The sequence below is a fragment of the Effusibacillus pohliae DSM 22757 genome, from assembly GCF_000376225.1.
GTDB classification, from domain to species: domain Bacteria; phylum Bacillota; class Bacilli; order Tumebacillales; family Effusibacillaceae; genus Effusibacillus; species Effusibacillus pohliae.
The window spans coordinates 13,180-29,993 of sequence record NZ_AQXL01000108.1 but is presented as its reverse complement, the minus strand read 5'-3'; the positions used below and the strand labels follow the sequence as shown (position 1 = coordinate 29,993).

At 57.0% G+C, this 16,814-nt stretch carries 13 protein-coding genes, 2 pseudogenes and 1 riboswitch; of the genes and pseudogenes, 12 read left to right on the top strand and 3 right to left on the bottom strand.

Features of this window, described 5'->3' with window-relative positions:
- Positions 1–52: 52 nt before the first annotated feature.
- From C230_RS0105805 to C230_RS0105790, 3 genes and pseudogenes are all read left to right on the top strand, one after another.
- On the top strand, positions 53–1,564 hold the full coding sequence (locus C230_RS0105805; RefSeq protein ID WP_018131096.1) for an NCS1 family nucleobase:cation symporter-1: 1,512 nt from the start codon (positions 53–55) through the stop codon (positions 1,562–1,564).
- An 828-nt stretch (positions 1,565–2,392) separates the two neighbouring features.
- Positions 2,393–2,503 (top strand): annotated as a pseudogene (locus tag C230_RS22400) (VOC family protein); the annotation flags it as partial.
- A 175-nt stretch (positions 2,504–2,678) separates the two neighbouring features.
- The gene (locus C230_RS0105790) at positions 2,679–3,416 is read left to right on the top strand and encodes a type II toxin-antitoxin system Phd/YefM family antitoxin (protein ID WP_018131093.1); all 738 of its coding nucleotides are present in this window, start codon (positions 2,679–2,681) and stop codon (positions 3,414–3,416) included.
- Between the two features lie 98 nt (positions 3,417–3,514).
- Here C230_RS0105790 and C230_RS23705 read toward each other — a convergent pair.
- The 3 genes and pseudogenes from C230_RS23705 to C230_RS0105775 all read right to left on the bottom strand — a co-directional run.
- Positions 3,515–3,598: pseudogene (locus C230_RS23705) on the bottom strand (DUF4440 domain-containing protein); the annotation flags it as partial.
- Between the two features lie 14 nt (positions 3,599–3,612).
- Positions 3,613–3,942 carry an antibiotic biosynthesis monooxygenase family protein gene (locus C230_RS0105780; RefSeq protein ID WP_018131091.1) on the bottom strand — a complete coding sequence of 110 codons (330 nt, stop codon included), beginning with the start codon at positions 3,940–3,942 and terminating at the stop codon, positions 3,613–3,615.
- A 2-nt stretch (positions 3,943–3,944) separates the two neighbouring features.
- Complete coding sequence (locus C230_RS0105775) at positions 3,945–5,657, bottom strand: PucR family transcriptional regulator (protein ID WP_018131090.1); 1,713 nt, start codon at positions 5,655–5,657, stop codon at positions 3,945–3,947.
- Between the two features lie 137 nt (positions 5,658–5,794).
- Here C230_RS0105775 and C230_RS0105770 point away from each other — a divergent pair, with 137 nt between their 5' ends.
- The 9 genes from C230_RS0105770 (at position 5,795) to C230_RS0105730 (ending at position 16,798) form a co-directional block, all read left to right on the top strand.
- The gene (locus tag C230_RS0105770; RefSeq protein ID WP_018131089.1) at positions 5,795–7,303 is read left to right on the top strand and encodes a CoA-acylating methylmalonate-semialdehyde dehydrogenase; all 1,509 of its coding nucleotides are present in this window, start codon (positions 5,795–5,797) and stop codon (positions 7,301–7,303) included.
- A 13-nt stretch (positions 7,304–7,316) separates the two neighbouring features.
- Positions 7,317–8,723, top strand: coding sequence for an aspartate aminotransferase family protein (locus tag C230_RS0105765; protein ID WP_018131088.1), 1,407 nt, complete (start codon positions 7,317–7,319; stop codon positions 8,721–8,723).
- Between the two features lie 469 nt (positions 8,724–9,192).
- Complete coding sequence (locus C230_RS0105760) at positions 9,193–9,390, top strand: hypothetical protein (protein WP_018131087.1); 198 nt, start codon at positions 9,193–9,195, stop codon at positions 9,388–9,390.
- A gap of 12 nt (positions 9,391–9,402) precedes the next feature.
- Complete coding sequence (locus tag C230_RS23850; RefSeq protein ID WP_018131086.1) at positions 9,403–9,660, top strand: OsmC family protein; 258 nt, start codon at positions 9,403–9,405, stop codon at positions 9,658–9,660.
- A gap of 381 nt (positions 9,661–10,041) precedes the next feature.
- Complete coding sequence (locus tag C230_RS0105750) at positions 10,042–10,707, top strand: C40 family peptidase (protein WP_018131085.1); 666 nt, start codon at positions 10,042–10,044, stop codon at positions 10,705–10,707.
- Positions 10,708–10,876: 169 nt separating this feature from the next.
- The gene (locus C230_RS0105745) at positions 10,877–12,343 is read left to right on the top strand and encodes an aminotransferase class I/II-fold pyridoxal phosphate-dependent enzyme (RefSeq protein ID WP_026174162.1); all 1,467 of its coding nucleotides are present in this window, start codon (positions 10,877–10,879) and stop codon (positions 12,341–12,343) included.
- Positions 12,344–12,581: 238 nt separating this feature from the next.
- Positions 12,582–12,709, top strand: a riboswitch (cyclic di-AMP (ydaO/yuaA leader).
- 3 nt (positions 12,710–12,712) lie between these two features.
- Entirely contained in the window at positions 12,713–13,447 is a 735-nt protein-coding gene (locus tag C230_RS21250) for a 3D domain-containing protein (RefSeq protein ID WP_018131083.1), read from the top strand.
- 133 nt (positions 13,448–13,580) lie between these two features.
- A complete protein-coding gene (locus C230_RS0105735) occupies positions 13,581–14,849 on the top strand; it encodes a glycosyltransferase family 4 protein (RefSeq protein WP_169332831.1) in 1,269 nt (422 codons plus the stop codon).
- Positions 14,846–16,798, top strand: coding sequence for a hypothetical protein (locus tag C230_RS0105730; RefSeq protein WP_018131081.1), 1,953 nt, complete (start codon positions 14,846–14,848; stop codon positions 16,796–16,798). Before C230_RS0105735 ends, C230_RS0105730 begins: the two co-directional genes overlap by 4 nt.
- Positions 16,799–16,814: the final 16 nt, after the last annotated feature.

The following is a 16,814-nucleotide window of genomic DNA, read 5'->3' as shown; positions in this document are numbered from 1 at the left end:
GTTTCGCCCCCTCTTCTCCCGTCACGATTCGATCAAAAAAGGTGGGGTTCGAATGAAAACCCAAATCGAAGAGCAGGGGATCGTCACTTTGACCGACCGGGGAATCGGGCAGGTTGCGGGATCGCCGTTATGGAACGATGATTTGCGGCCGACGACCAAGCAGGAACATAATTGGACGGGGTACAACTTCTCCGCCCTCTGGATCGGGATGTGTATCTGCATCCCGACGTACACGCTGGCATCCGGCATGATCGGTCTGGGTATGAACTGGTGGCAGGCGATCGGGACGATTTTTCTCGGCAATCTGATCATCATGATCCCGATTCTGTTGAATGCCCACGCAGGAACGAAGTTTGGCATTCCGTACCCGGTGTTCGCACGGCTCTGGTTCGGTTCGAAAGGAGCGCATATTCCGGCGTTGGCCCGCGCGATCGTCGCGGCCGGATGGTTCGGTATCAACGCGTGGTTTGGCGGCGGCGCATTGGACGCGCTGATCACCTCGTTCCACTCGGGGTGGGCGAATGTGCCCGGGCATACCGCAATCGTTTTCCTTCTTTTCTGGGGACTTAATATGTACATCGCCTACCGGGGGCCGCAGGCGATTCGCAAACTCGGCGCCTTCTCCGCTCCGATTCTGGCTGTGCTTGCCGTCTCGCTCCTGATCTGGGCCGTCACGACGGCCGGTGGGTGGGGGCCGATGCTGTCCACTCCCTCGAAATTCCGGACGACGGGCGAATTTATGAGCGTATTCTGGCCTTCCTTGACCGGCGTAATTGCGTTCTGGGCGACACTGGCGCTCAACATCCCGGATTTCTGCCGGTACGCGACCTCCCAGAAGTCGCAGGCGCGAGCTCAACTGTTGTCGATGCCCACGACGATGGCGCTGTTTTCGTTCATCGGTGTCGCCGTCACGTCCGCCACCGTGGTGATTTTCGGGAAAGCGATCTGGGATCCGGTGCAGCTTTTGGCGAAATTTCCGCCCGTCGTGGTACTGATCGGCGCCATCGGCATCGTCCTGTCGTCGGTGACGATCAATGTCGGAGCGAACGTGGTCGCTCCCGCGCGGGCGATCGAGAATCTGTGGCCGCGCCGCATCACCTTCGGCATCGGCGCGATCATTACCGGGCTGATCGCGATTGCCATGCAGCCGTGGTATATTTTGGAGAACTTCGGCAACTACATCTTTGGCTGGCTGGGTACGTACGGTGCGCTCCTGGGGCCGATCGACGGCATCGCGATCGCCGACTACTGGTTGGTCCGCAGACGCCGGATGGATCTGGTGGAATTGTATAAACCAGATGGGCGCTACTCGTATATTGGCGGTTTTAACAAAAGCGGGGTGTACGCGCTGGTGATCGGATTGGCCGCTTCCTTGCTGGGACTCATTGTTCCGGGGTTGTCGTTCCTGTGGGACAACGCGTGGACGGTGGGCCTGTTTGTCGCCATGTTCGTCTACTGGTGGATGATGAAGGATGACCCCAGTGTATTGTCGGAAACGGAATACGCGGCGATCACGGTGACGGAGCATCCTCCCGAATGGGAAGCGGCAAAGGTGACGGTGTAAAAACAGGGGTGTGGGCGCATCTGCAGGCGGGTTCCGGCGACGGACCCGCTTTTGTTTGTCTGTTGCGATTGCACACCAAATTCAAACCCTGATCCTTGGAATACAAGACTGTCTGCTGATTGCGGTTGTAAATGGACGGTGAACCAATCAGGGTATTGTGTAGCGAATGTTCTGGAACAAGTGTAGGTGGAGAGATAGTCCAATTGATACCGACTGACATGTCGGTATCAATTGGATGCGTTCTTCTTGACACTTCTATGATCTCGTAAGAAGGGTTTGATAGCATGAGAAATGTAGTCACCGCTCTTTTCCTGGCAGCCGTTCTTGCCGGGTGTTCGGATGATGAGGATTCTACTCATGGGAATCCAGGGGATAAGCAAACTCTCTCCGCCCCCATCTCAGAAAACTGGCGGGTCAGTCCCACATTTGAATCGGGCGGCTACACAATGCGGGGGAAAAGGGGCATCTAGGGTTTATTGATACTCCATTTATTGCAGGACAAGGAAACAAGTATATGTGGAATTTTTTGGGGAATCCGGATGAATTGTTATATAAAAAACTCAAAGTGGTATCGGTTAGCAAGGAAACAGGCCAAAAGATAGAACAATTTAAAGCAGGGAATTAAATGAGGAGTCGGGATACTGAAATTCGAACCTCCCCCGCATTACAGAGCAGAAACAAGTAACGGTAAATGAGACTGGACTCGGGTTGACGCTGCAGCTTGTTTTCCAATCCAATCTGGGGGATACTGGTTGTGAAACACAATTTGGTCAGGGAGCTGATGATGGTGGCATTGCGTTTGACCCCCTATTTGATTATGGACGGAAATGCGGTCAGGTGAACATGCCGCTGCAGGAAACATTTTTCAGCCCTGCTTACGGCCAGGTAACGGACAAGTTCGGCGTCACCTTCCACATTCACACGGAGGGCAAGCAATAACACAATCGAACGGCTCTGTTCGCGTCGTTTGCGGCAGAGCCGTTTTTCACGAAATCTACTCTATTAGGCGAGTCGGGATACTAAAAAGTCGCCCGCGCCGGCTTGACATCTTTTCTTCCGGTTGAATACAATGATATTAGCTATTTTAGCTAAAACGTCAAGTGGGGGTCTCCTTATGAAAACGGTCAACTCCACGGAGTTGCAAAACAACTTTGGCAAATATTTGACGTTAGCCGCGCAAGAGGATATCATCATTACCCGAAACGGCAACGCCGTGGCCAAACTTACAGCCGTCAAGGAAAACGCTGAGACTCAAGGAAAAGCGGGACTTGTTAGGGAAAGTGCGGAAAAATACAACCATTCCGTGAGGAAGGCGACTTACGAGGAATTCCTGGAACTGACGAAGGGCTCAGAGGAACGGTATGAGTTTATTGATGGAGAAATCTACTTGCTGTCTTCACCGAAAACGGCTCACCAAATCGTTTTGGCTGAACTATTCGGGATATTTTACATCTGGTTTCAGGGGAAAGATTGCATGCCGTTACCAGCGCCTTATGATATTGAACTGCGAAGAACGCCGGAAGAAATCAATATTGTCCAACCCGACCTGATGGTGATTTGCGACCTGCATGAACATTTGGATGAGAACGACTACTATAAAGGTGTTCCGATCCTTCTGGTGGAGATCGTATCTGCGAGTACCCGCAGCAAGGATTTGATCAAAAAACTGGATCTCTATATGTCCTGCGGTGTCAAGGAATATTGGATTGTGAATCCGATCAACAAGGAAGTTACCGTATATCTGTTTGAAGACAAAGAAATACACAGCAGCAGGACATTCAAAGAGAACGAAACGGCACACTCTTTCACGTTTGCCGGTTTGGCCGTGGAACTGGAACGGATTTTCAAATGATCCATCGATCCTTCAAACGGACGCCGTTGTGGGAGCTCATATTACTGTCAGGATTGACCGAATCACCTTTGAGATCAGTGCCGGAAGGGTCTACCCTCACCCATACAATCCTGCTTATACCAAACGTTCCCCGAGCTGCCGAATTCAAAGAAATCATCTGCCAGCAACTTGTCCAGTTCCGCCATACTCACACTCTCTACATTTCAAAAAAATGGTCCCGTTCCACCTTGCACACTCGCAGGGCAAACCGTTTGTACCAGATCGATTTGCCCTTCTCCTGGGCTGCTTTGTGGGCTGCGTTCTCTTTCCAATTCCGGATCGCTTCCAGGGACTCCCAATACGAGACGGTGATGCCGAGCCCGCTTCCGTCGCGAACGCTTTCCACCCCCAGAAAACCGGGCTGCTGAAACGCCAGCTCCACCATCTTGTCGGCCATCTGCCCGTACCCCTGCTCGGCTTCCGTCCGCTCCGAGGTAAAGATCACCGCGTAATACGGTGGTTTCGGTGTTTTTGCAAATCTGCTCATCACTATTTCCTCCCATATAAGAAAGAAGATTCCGCTTGCTGATCAAAAAAAGGTGCATCAGACGATGTCCCCTTTCTCCCGGTCCGCGTTTGCAGCCAGTCGTGCGCCCGCAGCGCCAGTTCGAGGGACAGGCGGTGTTCCGCCGACAGGTAGGAGTCGCCGAGCAGTTCGCGGATTTTTTCCAGGCGGTGGTAGAGCGTCTGACGGCGGATGTACAGCCGCTCGGCCGTTTCCTGCTTCGAGCAGTTGTGGTCGAGGAACACCCGCAGTGTCCATGTCAACTGCGTCCCGTGCTCCGCGTCGTAGCGCAAAATCGGCCCCAGACAATCCTCGACGAACGAGTCGAGAGGATATCGTTCCGTGAACTGCATCAGCAGCCGGTACACGCCGAGATCATCGAAAAATGGGCTCTCGATCTGCGCAGGACGGGCAAGCGCCTGTTCCGCCTCCCGAAAATGACGGTCGGCCCGGGCGTACTGCCGCGATAGGCGGCTGACACCGAAACGAACGGCGATCTGTCGGCCGAGCGCCCGGCGGCAGACCTGTTCGAGATCGGCCATCGCCTGCTTGCATTCGATTTTTCCGGCGGGGGACGGACCTGTACCGGTCAACAGCAGGTACAGCCGGTTTCCTTGGCTCCGCAGCAGCGGCCGCCATTTTGACCGCTGCAAAATCGACCGGAACACGCCGAGCAGATCGTGCAGCGGCGAGTCGGTTTCGTCCTCGTAAGGCGGACGCTCCAACGCGATCTCCATAATCGCGGCAAAATAGGCCGGTGACTCTCCTGTCCCCGGCTGCACACCGAGCAGCGTGCGGATCTGTTCTTCGTCGCGGATGCGGCCGTGCAGCAGGTCGTCGAGCAGTTGGGTCTGATTGTCGAACTCCCGTTCCTGGGCAAACATCTTGCGCAGCAAAATCTGCGCGATCGCAGTCGCCGTATAGTCGAGCGTCAGGTAGAGAAACTCATCGGGTTCCCGCTCGTACAAAACCACTCCGAGACAGGCGAGCACCTGCCCCATTGCCATGATCGGCTGGCAGAGGATCCGCTTTCGTTCCGAAACGGGCAGAAGTTCCGCGGTTTGCGGCAGCTCCGGCCGCGACAGGAGCGAATGTTGCAACAGGCGGGTCAGTTCGCTCTGTACCATCTGCCCCATCGCGGGCGCAAACAGGGGGGAGCCGTCGACCGGCAGAAAAAACGTCTGCGCATCGACCGCCGCCTGAAAATGGCTGAGGATTTTCGGCAAACTTTTCGCCTGCAGTGTCAGCCGCTGCAGACTGCGGGAGAACGATTCCAGTTCGCGCAGCGCTTCCGTGTGCCGGTTGATGATATTTTCGTGCAGGTCGAGCGTGATGTCGACAAAGCGGACGGGCTTGCGGAAGGCGATCAGCGGAAACTCGTGATGGTCGGCCAGTTCCAGCATCTCAAGCGGGATTTCCGGGATGTACGGGCCGAGCTCGATGCAGAGTCCGACCGCTTTTCGCCGGATCAGTTCGTGCAGATAGGCGAGCCGCTTTTCCCTGCTTTCCCCGACGCCGACTCCGGTCGCCAGCACCAGCTCGCCGCCGTTGAGAAAGGAGCCGCTCTCGGCGGTCTCCAAAATATGCACCCAGCGGATCGGCCGGGACAGGCCGCGGCTGCCCGCCACCACTTCCGCATGCTGGAACAAAGGCCGCTTCAGAACGTCCGCCACCGTCAGCACCCACTCTTTGTGCAAGCCGGCTCCCCCTCTTTTTTGACAGAATGTAAAACCGTTTCGGAAAAATGGTGACAGGTCGTCTCGTGAGACCCGTTTCATCCTTCTGTTACACTGAAAGTAGCATAGAATCACATTGGCGAAAAGGGGCTGAATCGATGATCGCGACAACGGTCGGCGGCAAGCTGAAAAATTACATCGGCGGCGCCTGGGTGGCATCGCAAACGGACCGGTATGAGGACGTTCCCAACCCGGCCACCGGCGAACGATTGGGGCAGGTTCCTTTGTCGACGAAGGACGAGGTCGACGCGGCCGTGCAGGCGGCGCTGCGGGCGTTTCCCGCGTGGAGCGAGACCCCGGTGGTGGAGCGGGCGCGGGTGATGTTTCGCTTCCAGCACCTGTTGTTTGAGCACCGGGCAGAGCTGGCCCGGCTGATCACGCTCGAAAACGGCAAAAATCTGGCGGAAGCGGAAGCGGAAATCCTGCGCGGCATCGAGATGGTCGAGTTTGCGGCCGGGATGCCGACGCTCCTGATGGGCGAATCGCTTCCCGGCATCGCGAAGGATATCGATTGCGAGGTGCGCCGCTTTCCGTTGGGGGTGGTGGCGGGGATCGCACCGTTCAATTTTCCGTTGATGGTTCCCATGTGGATGTATCCGATCGCGATTACGGCCGGCAACACGTTCGTGCTGAAACCTTCCGAACGGACGCCCCTGACATCCGTCCGAGTGGCGGAATTGCTCAAGCAGGCGGGGCTGCCGGACGGCGTGTTCAACATCGTCAACGGCGCGCATGAGGTGGTCAACGGCCTGCTGGAACATCCGGATGTACAGGCGATTTCCTTCGTAGGTTCGCAACCGGTGGCGGAGTACGTTTACAAAACGGCAGCGGCGCATGGCAAACGGGTGCAGGCGCTGGCGGGAGCCAAAAACCATCATCTGGTGATGCCGGACGCCGATCTGCGGCGGGCAGCCAAAACGATCGTCAGCGCCGCGTTCGGCTGTGCGGGCGAACGCTGCATGGCGGCGAGCGTCGTTGTGGCGGTCGACTCGATTGCGGACGAACTGACCCGGCTGTTGGTCGAGGAATCGAATTTGCTGAAAATCGGGAACGGCCTCGACGCAGGCGTCGATCTTGGACCGGTCATCCGTCCATCCCACCTTGAGCGGGTGCACAGTTATATCGAGCGGGGCGTTCAGGCGGGGGCCAGCTTGGTGCGGGACGGCCGGCGGGACACGGCAGCGTGCGGCGGGGGTTACTTTTTGGGGCCGACGATTTTCGATCACGCGAACCCGGATATGGTAATCGTCCGCGACGAGATTTTCGCCCCGGTGCTGAGCGTTATCCGGGTGGCCGATTTTGCGGAGGGGCTCAGGACGATCAGCCGGTCGCGGTACGGCAACGGCGCCTGCATCTATACGGCGAGCGGCCGGTTGGCCCGGGAATTTGTGCAGCGGGTGGAAGCCGGGATGGTCGGCGTGAATGTGGGTGTGCCGGCGCCGATGGGATTTTTCGCGTTCACCGGCTGGAAGCAGTCGTTCTATGGCGACCTGCATGCGAACGGCAAGGACGGGGTCGATTTTTACACGAAAAAGAAAACGGTAACGTCCCGCTGGTTTGACGACGGCGACTACCAGATCGGTTCGCAAACCACATTTGTCAAATAGGGAGGGTGCCTGCATGACGAGCAAACAGACGGAGACGACGGCTGCCGGTCAGAACCGGGCCGCATACCCGGATCGGGCGGAGGGGCTGGACAAACAGGAACTCCTGAAAAAAGACCGGGCGTTCATGTGGCACCACATGTCCCCATTTAACCCGAATCCGATGATTGTGACAAGGGCAAGCGGGGCCTGGATCACCGACATCGACGGCGAGCGGTATTTGGACGCGATGTCCGGCCTGTGGTGCGTCAATATCGGGTACGGCCGGCGGGAGTTGGCGGATGCGGCCTACGAGCAATTGCAATCGCTCGCTTATTTCCCGCTGACGCAAAGCCATGTGCCGGGCATTCGGCTGGCGGAAAAAATCAGCGAGTGGTTGGGCGACGAATACCGGGTCTTTTTCTCCAACAGCGGTTCGGAAGCGAACGAGGTGGCGTTCAAAATCGCCCGCCAGTACCATCACCAAAAAGGCCAGCCGGGCCGTTACAAGATCATCTCCCGTTACCGGGCGTACCATGGAAACACGATGGGCGCATTGGCCGCGACCGGCCAGTCGGTGCGCAAGCAGAAATACGAGCCACTGGCACCCGGTTTTCTGCATGTGCCACCGCCGTACTGTTACCGCTGCCCGTTTGGCAAGACCTACGGCAGTTGCAATCTGGAATGCGCCCGGGTGTTCGATGAGGTGATCAACTGGGAAGGGGCGGAGACGGTCGCGGCTGTCATCATGGAGCCGACGATTACCGGGGGAGGCGTGATCGTGCCGCCGCCGGAATACCTGCCGAAAGTGCGGGAGATTTGCGACAAGCACAGCGTGCTGTTGATCATCGACGAAGTGATCTGCGGGTTCGGCCGGTCCGGCCGCAAGTTCGGGCACCAAAACTTCGGCGTGCAGCCGGATATCGTGACGATGGCGAAAGGCATCACGAGCGGCTATCTGCCGCTGTCGGCGACCGCCGTGCGGGCTGAAATCGCCGATTGTTTCAATGAACCGGGCGTTAACCAGCATTTTCGGCACGTCAATACGTTTGGCGGAAATCCGACTGCCTGCGCGCTCGCCATGAAAAATATGGAACTGCTCGAAGCGGAAGGACTGGTGGAACGGGCGGAGCAGTTGGGCGCCCTACTGCGGCAGAAACTGGCGGTGCTGGAAGACCATCCGCATGTCGGGGACATTCGCAGCTTCGGTTTCATGAGCGGCATCGAGCTGGTGGAAGACCGGGCCACGAAGGAACCGGCCGCACCCGACAAAGTGACGCAGGTCATCGCCGAATGCAAGAAGCGGCGGCTGATCATCGGCAAAAACGGGGATACAGTCCCCGGGTTCCACAACGTGCTGACGATCGCTCCGCCGTTTGTCGCGACGGAGGAAGACCTCGATTTTCTCGTGCATGGATTGAAGGAAGCGTTTGATACGTTATGATAAAGCAGCAGGCCCGATTTGTTCGCCGATCGCCTGCGGTGCTGTTTGAATGCGCTTGACACGTTGTGATGCAGCCTCTCCCGGCGGGTGTTCGGGAGGGGCTTTTTCAGGAAAGAAGTCCCATTGAAGAGCTCCTGCAGGAAAGGGGAACGAGTCGTCTTGTGGGGTACCAGGTTATGCTTGGCAGATCAGATAGAGGGGAACTGAAGTGGACTTTGCGATTCGGTTGCGATCAGGTTTAATCATGCATCCGGTGTCAACCAACGGGACGCTTGTGGAATTGTGTGAATATCCCCACAGGACGGATGGTGATGCGGATCAGGACTGAAATGTAAGTCATGCTACAGATTTTTGGGTGAAAATTGTGTACGTTTAAAGTATTCGCTGTAGGCAACTGCAGCAGTCCGGCTTTGTGCAGGCAGCAGGGCGCTCAAGTTTGAAAAAATACATGCAGGAAGGAAGTGGAAGAATGGGTGAACCGATTGAACTTACAAACATTCGCATCGTCCAGGATAAGCCTCCCAAACGTTTGGCTTACATCAGCGGATTTGAAGACAAACCGCTCGAATTTGGGGTCCATGGCGGCGTGCAACGATTTTACGGATATACGCCAGAGACGCCTCTTCCATCCACGCTGGATCATATTGTGGCGGCGGCGGGAGGCTGACTTGTAGGGACTTTGTCTGGCGCGCTGGCAGCGCGTCAAATCCCCTCTTACCCCGATAAAATAACAGCGAACGTGCAAGGAGTAATTGAAGCGGTCGAACGTGTATTGCGAATTACCAGAATCAATGTGCATTTTGAACTGAAGATTCCGCAAGGAACTCGGGAAACGGCTGAACGTGTGCTTGCAGTCTTTGACCGCGGCTGTCCTGTTGCGCAAACACTAAAAGGAAGTGTGGAGTTTCACTATACGTGGACGATTCATGAATATTGATCAGGAAAACCGGGACGATCCATCCCGCGCGGAGGTGTCATTGTTCCAGAATCAGTTGGAACGATGCCGCCTCGGAATGCATCTGAGGGATGGAGTGTTCATCCCTGTCGGTGCGTTATAAGGGGAACGGTTTTCACGTTACCGGGTGTATAAAACTTCCACGAGGTGGAGGTTTTTTTTCATAGGCAACTGCGTAAAGAGAGAGTTCGTTTACTTCCTTTATTGTCGCAACCGCTGTTTGACGGCGCAGTGGTTGCTGAAAGGGGTTCTAGGTTTTAGAATATTTCCAATATTTTCAGCTATTCTTTGAATCTTCTCCCTATTACAATAAAAACCGAGACAGGTTGCCACATCAAGGGAAACAGGGAGGAGAAGCCAAAGATGAACAAGCACGCGAAGTTGTGGAGGACGATTACAGTGGCTGCTGCCATTTTCGTTGCGGTCCAGTTGCCGGGCCGGGCGGAGGCCGCATTTGGCGATACGATCCTGAAATTCGGGATGTCCGGCAACGACGTGCAGACACTGCAGACGGAACTGAAAGAACTCGGGTATTTCACAGCGACCGCTACTGGATACTATGGTCCGCTGACGAAGGATGCGGTGATCCGCTTCCAGCAGGCCAGCGGCTTGGACGTAGACGGGATCGTCGGGCCGCAAACGTTCCGAGCGCTGGAAAAGCGGCTGCTGCAGGCGCGGATTGCGGGAACGGCCCAACGGTACATAGGAGTTCCGTACGTTTGGGGTGGACAGTCCCCGACTGGATTTGATTGCTCCGGATTTACCGGTTACGTATTTGCCCGAAACGGATTGACGCTGCCCCGCGTGTCGGAAGAGCAGTTCAATGCAGGCGTGCCGGTACCGAAGAGCCAGCTGGAAGCAGGCGATCTGGTGTTTTTCAGCACGTACAAACCGGGTCCGTCCCATGTCGGGATTTACCTGGGAGACGGAACGTTCATCCATGCCAGTTCGTCAAAAGGAGTGACGATTTCCTCCCTGTCCAACCCCTATTGGACAGCGCATTATATAGGCGCCAGAAGTTATTTTTAATGCAGATGCAAACCGCTGCCGGCGGTTTGTATTTTTTTACTTTCGCGATGGACCAGCTTTTGCTATACTAACTGCTGTATGTTTTCAGGTGCAACTGCCGACTGTGGCATTCCCCTGCGCCAATCGCTTGGCGGATGCCAAGTTTTTTGAGAAAGGTTGGGAAGTTGAATTGAACGCAAATGAACAAGAGCGCACGCCTCTGTTCACCACGCTTGTCGAACACGCGCAGAAGAATCCGATCCAGTTTCACATTCCGGGCCATAAAAAAGGGGCCGGGATGGCGAAGGAGTTCCGCGATTTTATCGGAGAGAACGCGCTGTCGATCGATTTAATCAATATTGCGCCGTTGGATGACCTGCACAATCCGAAAGGGATGATCCGGGAAGCGCAGGAACTGGCGGCCAAAGCGTTTGGCGCTGACTATACGTTTTTCTCGGTGCAGGGTACATCGGGCGCGATCATGACAATGGTGATGTCGGTGGTGGGACCGGGGGACAAGCTGCTGGTGCCGCGCAATGTCCACAAGTCCGTATCGGCTGCGATCATTTTGGCGGGAGCGGAACCGGTGTTTATGCATCCGGAACTGGACCAAAATCTCGGAATCGCGCACGGAGTGTCGTATGACACGGTTCGCCGCACGCTCGACCAGCATCCGGACGCGAAAGGGGTGCTGCTGATCAATCCCACCTACTTTGGGGTTGCCTGCGACCTCAAGTCGATCGTCGACCTGGCGCATGAACGAGGCGTACCGGTGATTGTGGATGAGGCGCATGGCGTACACATCCATTTTCACGAAAAATTGCCCTTGTCTGCCATGCAAGCGGGCGCGGACATGGCTGCCACTTCGGTGCACAAGCTGGGTGGCTCGATGACGCAAAGTTCTGTGCTCAACGTGAAAGAAGGTTTGGTCAATCCCGATCACGTGCATGCGATCATGTCGATGCTGACCACCACTTCGACGTCGTATTTGCTGCTGGCGTCGCTTGACGTGGCCCGCAAACATCTGGCGATTCACGGGCGGGAACTGATCGACCAGGCGATCGAACTGGCCGAATACGCCCGCGCCGAAATTAACAGGATCGAGGGGCTGTATTGCTTCGGCCGGGAAATTTTGCATAACTCTTCCGTGTACGATATGGATCCGCTAAAGCTCACCATTTCCGTCAAGAAACTGGGGCTGACCGGGTACGATGTGGAACAGATGCTGCGGGAAGAGTTCAATATCGAAGTGGAGTTGTCCGATTTGTACAATATTCTTTGCGTTGTAACGCTCGGCGACACCAGGGACAATATCGACGCGCTGCTGCATGCGCTGCGGCGCATCGCGGAACGACACATGTACCGGACGGGCAAACAGGTGATCCAGGTGCACCTTCCTGAAATGCCAAAATTGGCCATGTCGCCGCGGCAGGCGTTCTATTCGCTGACGGAAGTGGTGCGTCTCGACGAGGCGGTCGGCCGCACGTTTGCAGAACTGGTGATGGCGTATCCGCCTGGCATTCCGATTTTGCTCCCGGGGGAAATCGTCACTCGGGAAAACGTCAACTACATTCGCGAACTGATGAAAGCGGGGCTGCCGGTGCAAGGACCGGACGATCCGGACATTGAATATGTGAAGGTCGTGAAACAAACCTGATCCGGTTCCTGACCACTGTTGGGGGCACACCCTGACGGTGTTTTTTTTGATCAAGGATGATCAACTCGGCGTTTGCCGAATTTCCAGCAACTCACTAATGACCGGTCCGCACAAGCCGGGTATAATGGACGGGTCTTACAAATAAGCCGAATCGCGGCCGGCACAGAGGTGGATGTCCGTTTCAGTTCGGAACATGGGCGCCCAGGATGGGGCTTCCAGTTTCCGGATGAACGCGTCAGCACCTGTCCCGCCGCGTACGGAGGAACCGATTTTCTGGGGTGAATGACGGCATGCGACAAGCCTGCCGTCCGGGATCCTTCTCCCGAACCCGTCAGCTAACTTCGGAGGCTTGGAAGGAGAGTGCATACGATGATGTTGACCTTGAAAAAGGCATCCGCCTGTGCAGCGATCGTTTCGGCTCTGATTGGCGGAGGGTGGATGGCCAAGGAGGCAGTGCACGGCAAAGCGGATTCTGGCAAGTCAACTGTCGAGGCACAGCAATCCCAGCCGCAGCCGCCTGCGACCTTGCAGTCCGCAGAGGAAAGCAAACAAAATGAGCCGGAGACCGCTGCGCAGTCAGCGGTGCTGGCTAGCCGCAGCGGCGCACCTGCTGCCCGGGCATATGCAAACGGTGCATCAGCCACCGGAGGAAATGGGAGCGCTTCGGCTGCTGCGCAAGGTGGCAGCGGGATGGCTGCAAACACCGTTCGCGAGGGCGATACCGGCAATCCGGCCGCTGTGCAGGCGCAACAGTCCCCCGCCATCGGACAGAAACCGGCCGTTACCGCCGGACAAACGCTCACCATGCGAGCGACCGCTTACGGTCCGACCGAAAGCAGCGGGCAATTTGGCGGAAAGACGTATCTGGGAACGCCGGTCCGACAAGGGGTGATCGCGGTCGATCCGAAAGTGATTCCGCTGGGTACCCGCGTTTGGGTCTCAGGATACCATCATCCGAATCTACCGGCCAATGGCTTCATGGCTGTAGCTGAAGACATCGGCGGGGCGATTCGCGGAAACCGGATCGACATCTATATCAACGCGGATGCGCAATCCGTGCGCGACTTCGGCATCCAAACCGTGCAGGTTCGTATCCTCAAATAAACAGAACCTGAACAGGTATCAGCGCCCATGCGGCACACGACGACCCGACCTTCTGTCGGGTTGTTTTTTTATATATGAAACATTTTCCAAGCAAACGGGCACCCTATCCCATAACACGGTGTGAGGTGATATGGTGACGATTCGCGTCATGCATCTGGTTCGACCGGCGGATGGCGGCATACGGGAGCATGTGAAAAGGCTGGCAGGCGGGCTGCCGCCCCGAGAGTTTGCGGCAATCGTGGTCTGCCCGGCCGCGTCCCCGCTGTATCGCGAATTGCCGTCATCAATTGCAAAAATTCCGCTTGCTCTCTGCGACGGCATGCACCCGTGGAGCGATTTGCGCAGCGTGCTGCATCTCCGCCAACTGCTCGACCGGCAGCCGGTTGACATTTTGCATATGCACGGAGCGAAAGCGGCGCTGATCGGGCGGATGGCGGCCGCATTGGCCAAACGACAACCGAGGTTGGTCTGCACATTGCACAATTTTATTGCGCCGGACAACCGGTTGCTGCAAACGTTGTTTTTGAACTTGGAAAATCGGCTGGCTGCCCGCACGGATCGATACATCGCAGTCTCTAACGCGTTGGCCGAACAGGTGCGGCGGCAAATCGGTTCTACTGCCGACAAGGTGGTCGTTGTGTACAATGGCCTGCCTCCAGCAGCCGGCCGATTTTCCCGCAGGCAGGCGCGAACCGTGATGAATGTTCCGCAGGATGCGGTTGTGATTGGCACAATCGCCCGGCTCATCCCGGAAAAAGGGGTGGACGACCTGCTGCTCGCCTTTCGCACGCTGGTCCAGAGCGGACATAACTGCTATCTGGCGGTGATCGGCGACGGTCCGCAAAAACGGGATTTGCAGAAGCTCTCATCCGATCTGCAGGACCGGATCCGCTGGTTGGGAGCGGTGGACGAGGCGTCCCGCCTGCTCCCCGGTTTTGATCTGTATGTGCAGAGTTCCCGCCGCGAAGGGTTTGGATTGGCGGTGTTGGAAGCGATGCGGGAAGGCGTGCCGGTGATCGCGACCGCTGTCGGCGGGCTGCCGGAACTGGTGGGAAGCCTGGGGCAACCAGTGACGGACACCGCAGGTACGCCGATCCGCGTCAACCAAGGTATAGACACAGCATGTTTGGAAAGCGGTGGCAATCCGGCCACTGACATGGCGGGTTGGGAAAACCGCGGCGATGTCTGTACAGAAGCTGCAGGTGCCGGCATGCTTGTGCCAGCCGACGATCCCCGGCGGCTGGCCGGCTGCATGCAGCAGGTGCTCGCGAACGAACAGTTGCGACGCGCGCTGGCAATCGCCGGCAGGCGGCGGGCAGAGGAACGATTTTCACTGGAGCGGATGATTCGCCATACGATTCGGGTCTACCGGGAAGTTTTGGAGCGGAGGGAATTCGCATGAGGCTGTGCGGAATGCGGATAACGGTTTGTGTGTGGCTGGCGCTGCTGGTTTGCCTGCAAGCGGTCCCGGCTTCTGCTTTGCAGGAACGGGAAAATCAGGCAACGATCATGCTGGTGCCGGGTCTTGCCTGGGAATTGATAAATCCCAAGTCGACTCCCAACCTGTTCCGAATGGCAGAGTCGGGTGCGGCCGCCAATGTGGTACTGCCGTTGCGCGGAGGTGACGAGGCAGGCTACCTTGCGATCGGGTCCGGCAGCCTGAATCCGGCCAACGCGGGAGCGCTACAGGAAACGATCGTCCGAGCAGGCGGGCGCGTGGCCACCATCGGGCAGCTTGCGGACGGTGAGAAAGCGGCCGGTTACGATCAATTGTACCAACAGTACAAAAATTTGCGGGAAACTGCCAATTTGCTGATCATACAGCCGGACGACCTGCTGTCGATCGTCGCCGCCCGCAGCCGGATGCAGCCCTCCGAGTTCCGGCAAAAGTATCAGGAGCGTCTGGGGGAAGCGGATCGGCTGATCGGCAAGCTGCTGAATGAGACTGACATCCGGCATCTGTTGATCGTGGCAAGTCCCGTCTCATTTGCCGACATCGGCATCGGCCGGAAATCGGCGGGGGTTGTGCTGATGCACGGGGGAGGGGTGGAACCGCGCTGCCTACTCTCATCAAACACCACCCGGCAAGCGGGGGTGGTCAGCATTTTTGACATCGCGCCTACCGTGTTGTCCTTTCTGGGGCTGCCTACTTATCTGAAAGATGGCCCCGGACAGGTGGTCGGTTCGCTTCCGTCACTCTCGCCATCGCCCGCTTATCTGTCCCAACAAATCGAAACTGCAGCGTGGCTCAACCGGTACAGGCCGATTTTTGTAAAAGGCTATGTCGGCGTCACGCTGGGTGTACTGGTGATGGCTGCCGCGTTCCGGTTGCGGGGCAAGCGAAACCCGGCTTGGCTTGGCCATCTGTTGACCGACTTGCTGGCGATGCCTGCGATATACCTGGCTTTTCCGATGATCGGAATCCAGCCGGCAACCGACACGCCGATCAAATGGCTGAGCCTGACGGGGCTGGCTTGGACAAGCCTGGCTTTGGTAAAAAATGTTCTCACCCGTTGGCTCGCGCTTTGCGGCGTGACGATCGGACTGATCGTGCTCGATATGCTGCAGCAAGGGGAGTGGATGAAGTTTTCGTTTTTGGGCTACGATCTGTTTGGCGGAGCCCGTTATTACGGGATCGGCAACGAGTATATGGGGGTCCTGATCGGCGCTTCCATGCTGGCCTATTTTGTTCTGCGGCAGCGGTATCCGAACCGCCAAAAAAGGGTTCGCATCATCGGCGCGATCTCATTTGTGCTGATCGTGTACCTGCTTGCCGCGCCGCAGTTCGGAACCAACGCCGGCGGCGCACTGGCAGCTTCAATTGCATACGGGTACATCCTCACGTCGGAGTTGCAACCCCCGCTGTTCCGAAAAAAATGGGCCTGGGTCTGCGGTGGGACGATGGCGGTGCTGGCCGGCATGCTGTTGCTGAATGGAGCGCTGCCGGCCGCTGAACAGACGCATATCGGCCGTGCAGTAACGCTCTTGATGCAGGGGGATTTTTCCGATTTGTGGCAAATGGCCCGGCGAAAATGGGCGCTTAACTGGTGGCTGCTGGGTGTATCCGTGTGGGGCCAGCTGTTTTTGGCCGTGTTGCTCCTGCTTGTACTGGATGTATGGAACCCCCGTTTGTTTCGCCAGCCTGGTGAGGCACGGCCGCCGATCACACCGGCCCGCCCCTTTCTTGTCGCCGGCTTGGCAGCGTTTTTGCTGAACGATTCCGGCGTGCTGGCGGCTGCCGGCCTGATGCTGTTTGCGGCCGTTCCGATGTTGACGGCGACAATGGTCCGGCAGCCGGTTGCGGCTGACGCGCGCATGCAGGATGAGTTGGCGGAAGAACGAACATCCTAACGGAAAACCGGACCGA

What these genes read in the sequence shown, in the direction of transcription:
- C230_RS0105805 (WP_018131096.1), top strand. Translation starts at nt 53, where the DNA reads ATGAAAACCCAAATCGAAGAGCAGGGGATCGTCACTTTGACCGACCGG.
- C230_RS0105790 (WP_018131093.1), top strand. Translation starts at nt 2,679, where the DNA reads ATGAAAACGGTCAACTCCACGGAGTTGCAAAACAACTTTGGCAAATAT.
- C230_RS0105780 (WP_018131091.1), bottom strand. Translation starts at nt 3,942, where the DNA reads ATGAGCAGATTTGCAAAAACACCGAAACCACCGTATTACGCGGTGATC.
- C230_RS0105770 (WP_018131089.1), top strand. Translation starts at nt 5,795, where the DNA reads ATGATCGCGACAACGGTCGGCGGCAAGCTGAAAAATTACATCGGCGGC.
- C230_RS0105765 (WP_018131088.1), top strand. Translation starts at nt 7,317, where the DNA reads ATGACGAGCAAACAGACGGAGACGACGGCTGCCGGTCAGAACCGGGCC.
- C230_RS0105760 (WP_018131087.1), top strand. Translation starts at nt 9,193, where the DNA reads ATGGGTGAACCGATTGAACTTACAAACATTCGCATCGTCCAGGATAAG.
- C230_RS0105750 (WP_018131085.1), top strand. Translation starts at nt 10,042, where the DNA reads ATGAACAAGCACGCGAAGTTGTGGAGGACGATTACAGTGGCTGCTGCC.
- C230_RS21250 (WP_018131083.1), top strand. Translation starts at nt 12,713, where the DNA reads ATGATGTTGACCTTGAAAAAGGCATCCGCCTGTGCAGCGATCGTTTCG.
- C230_RS0105730 (WP_018131081.1), top strand. Translation starts at nt 14,846, where the DNA reads ATGAGGCTGTGCGGAATGCGGATAACGGTTTGTGTGTGGCTGGCGCTG.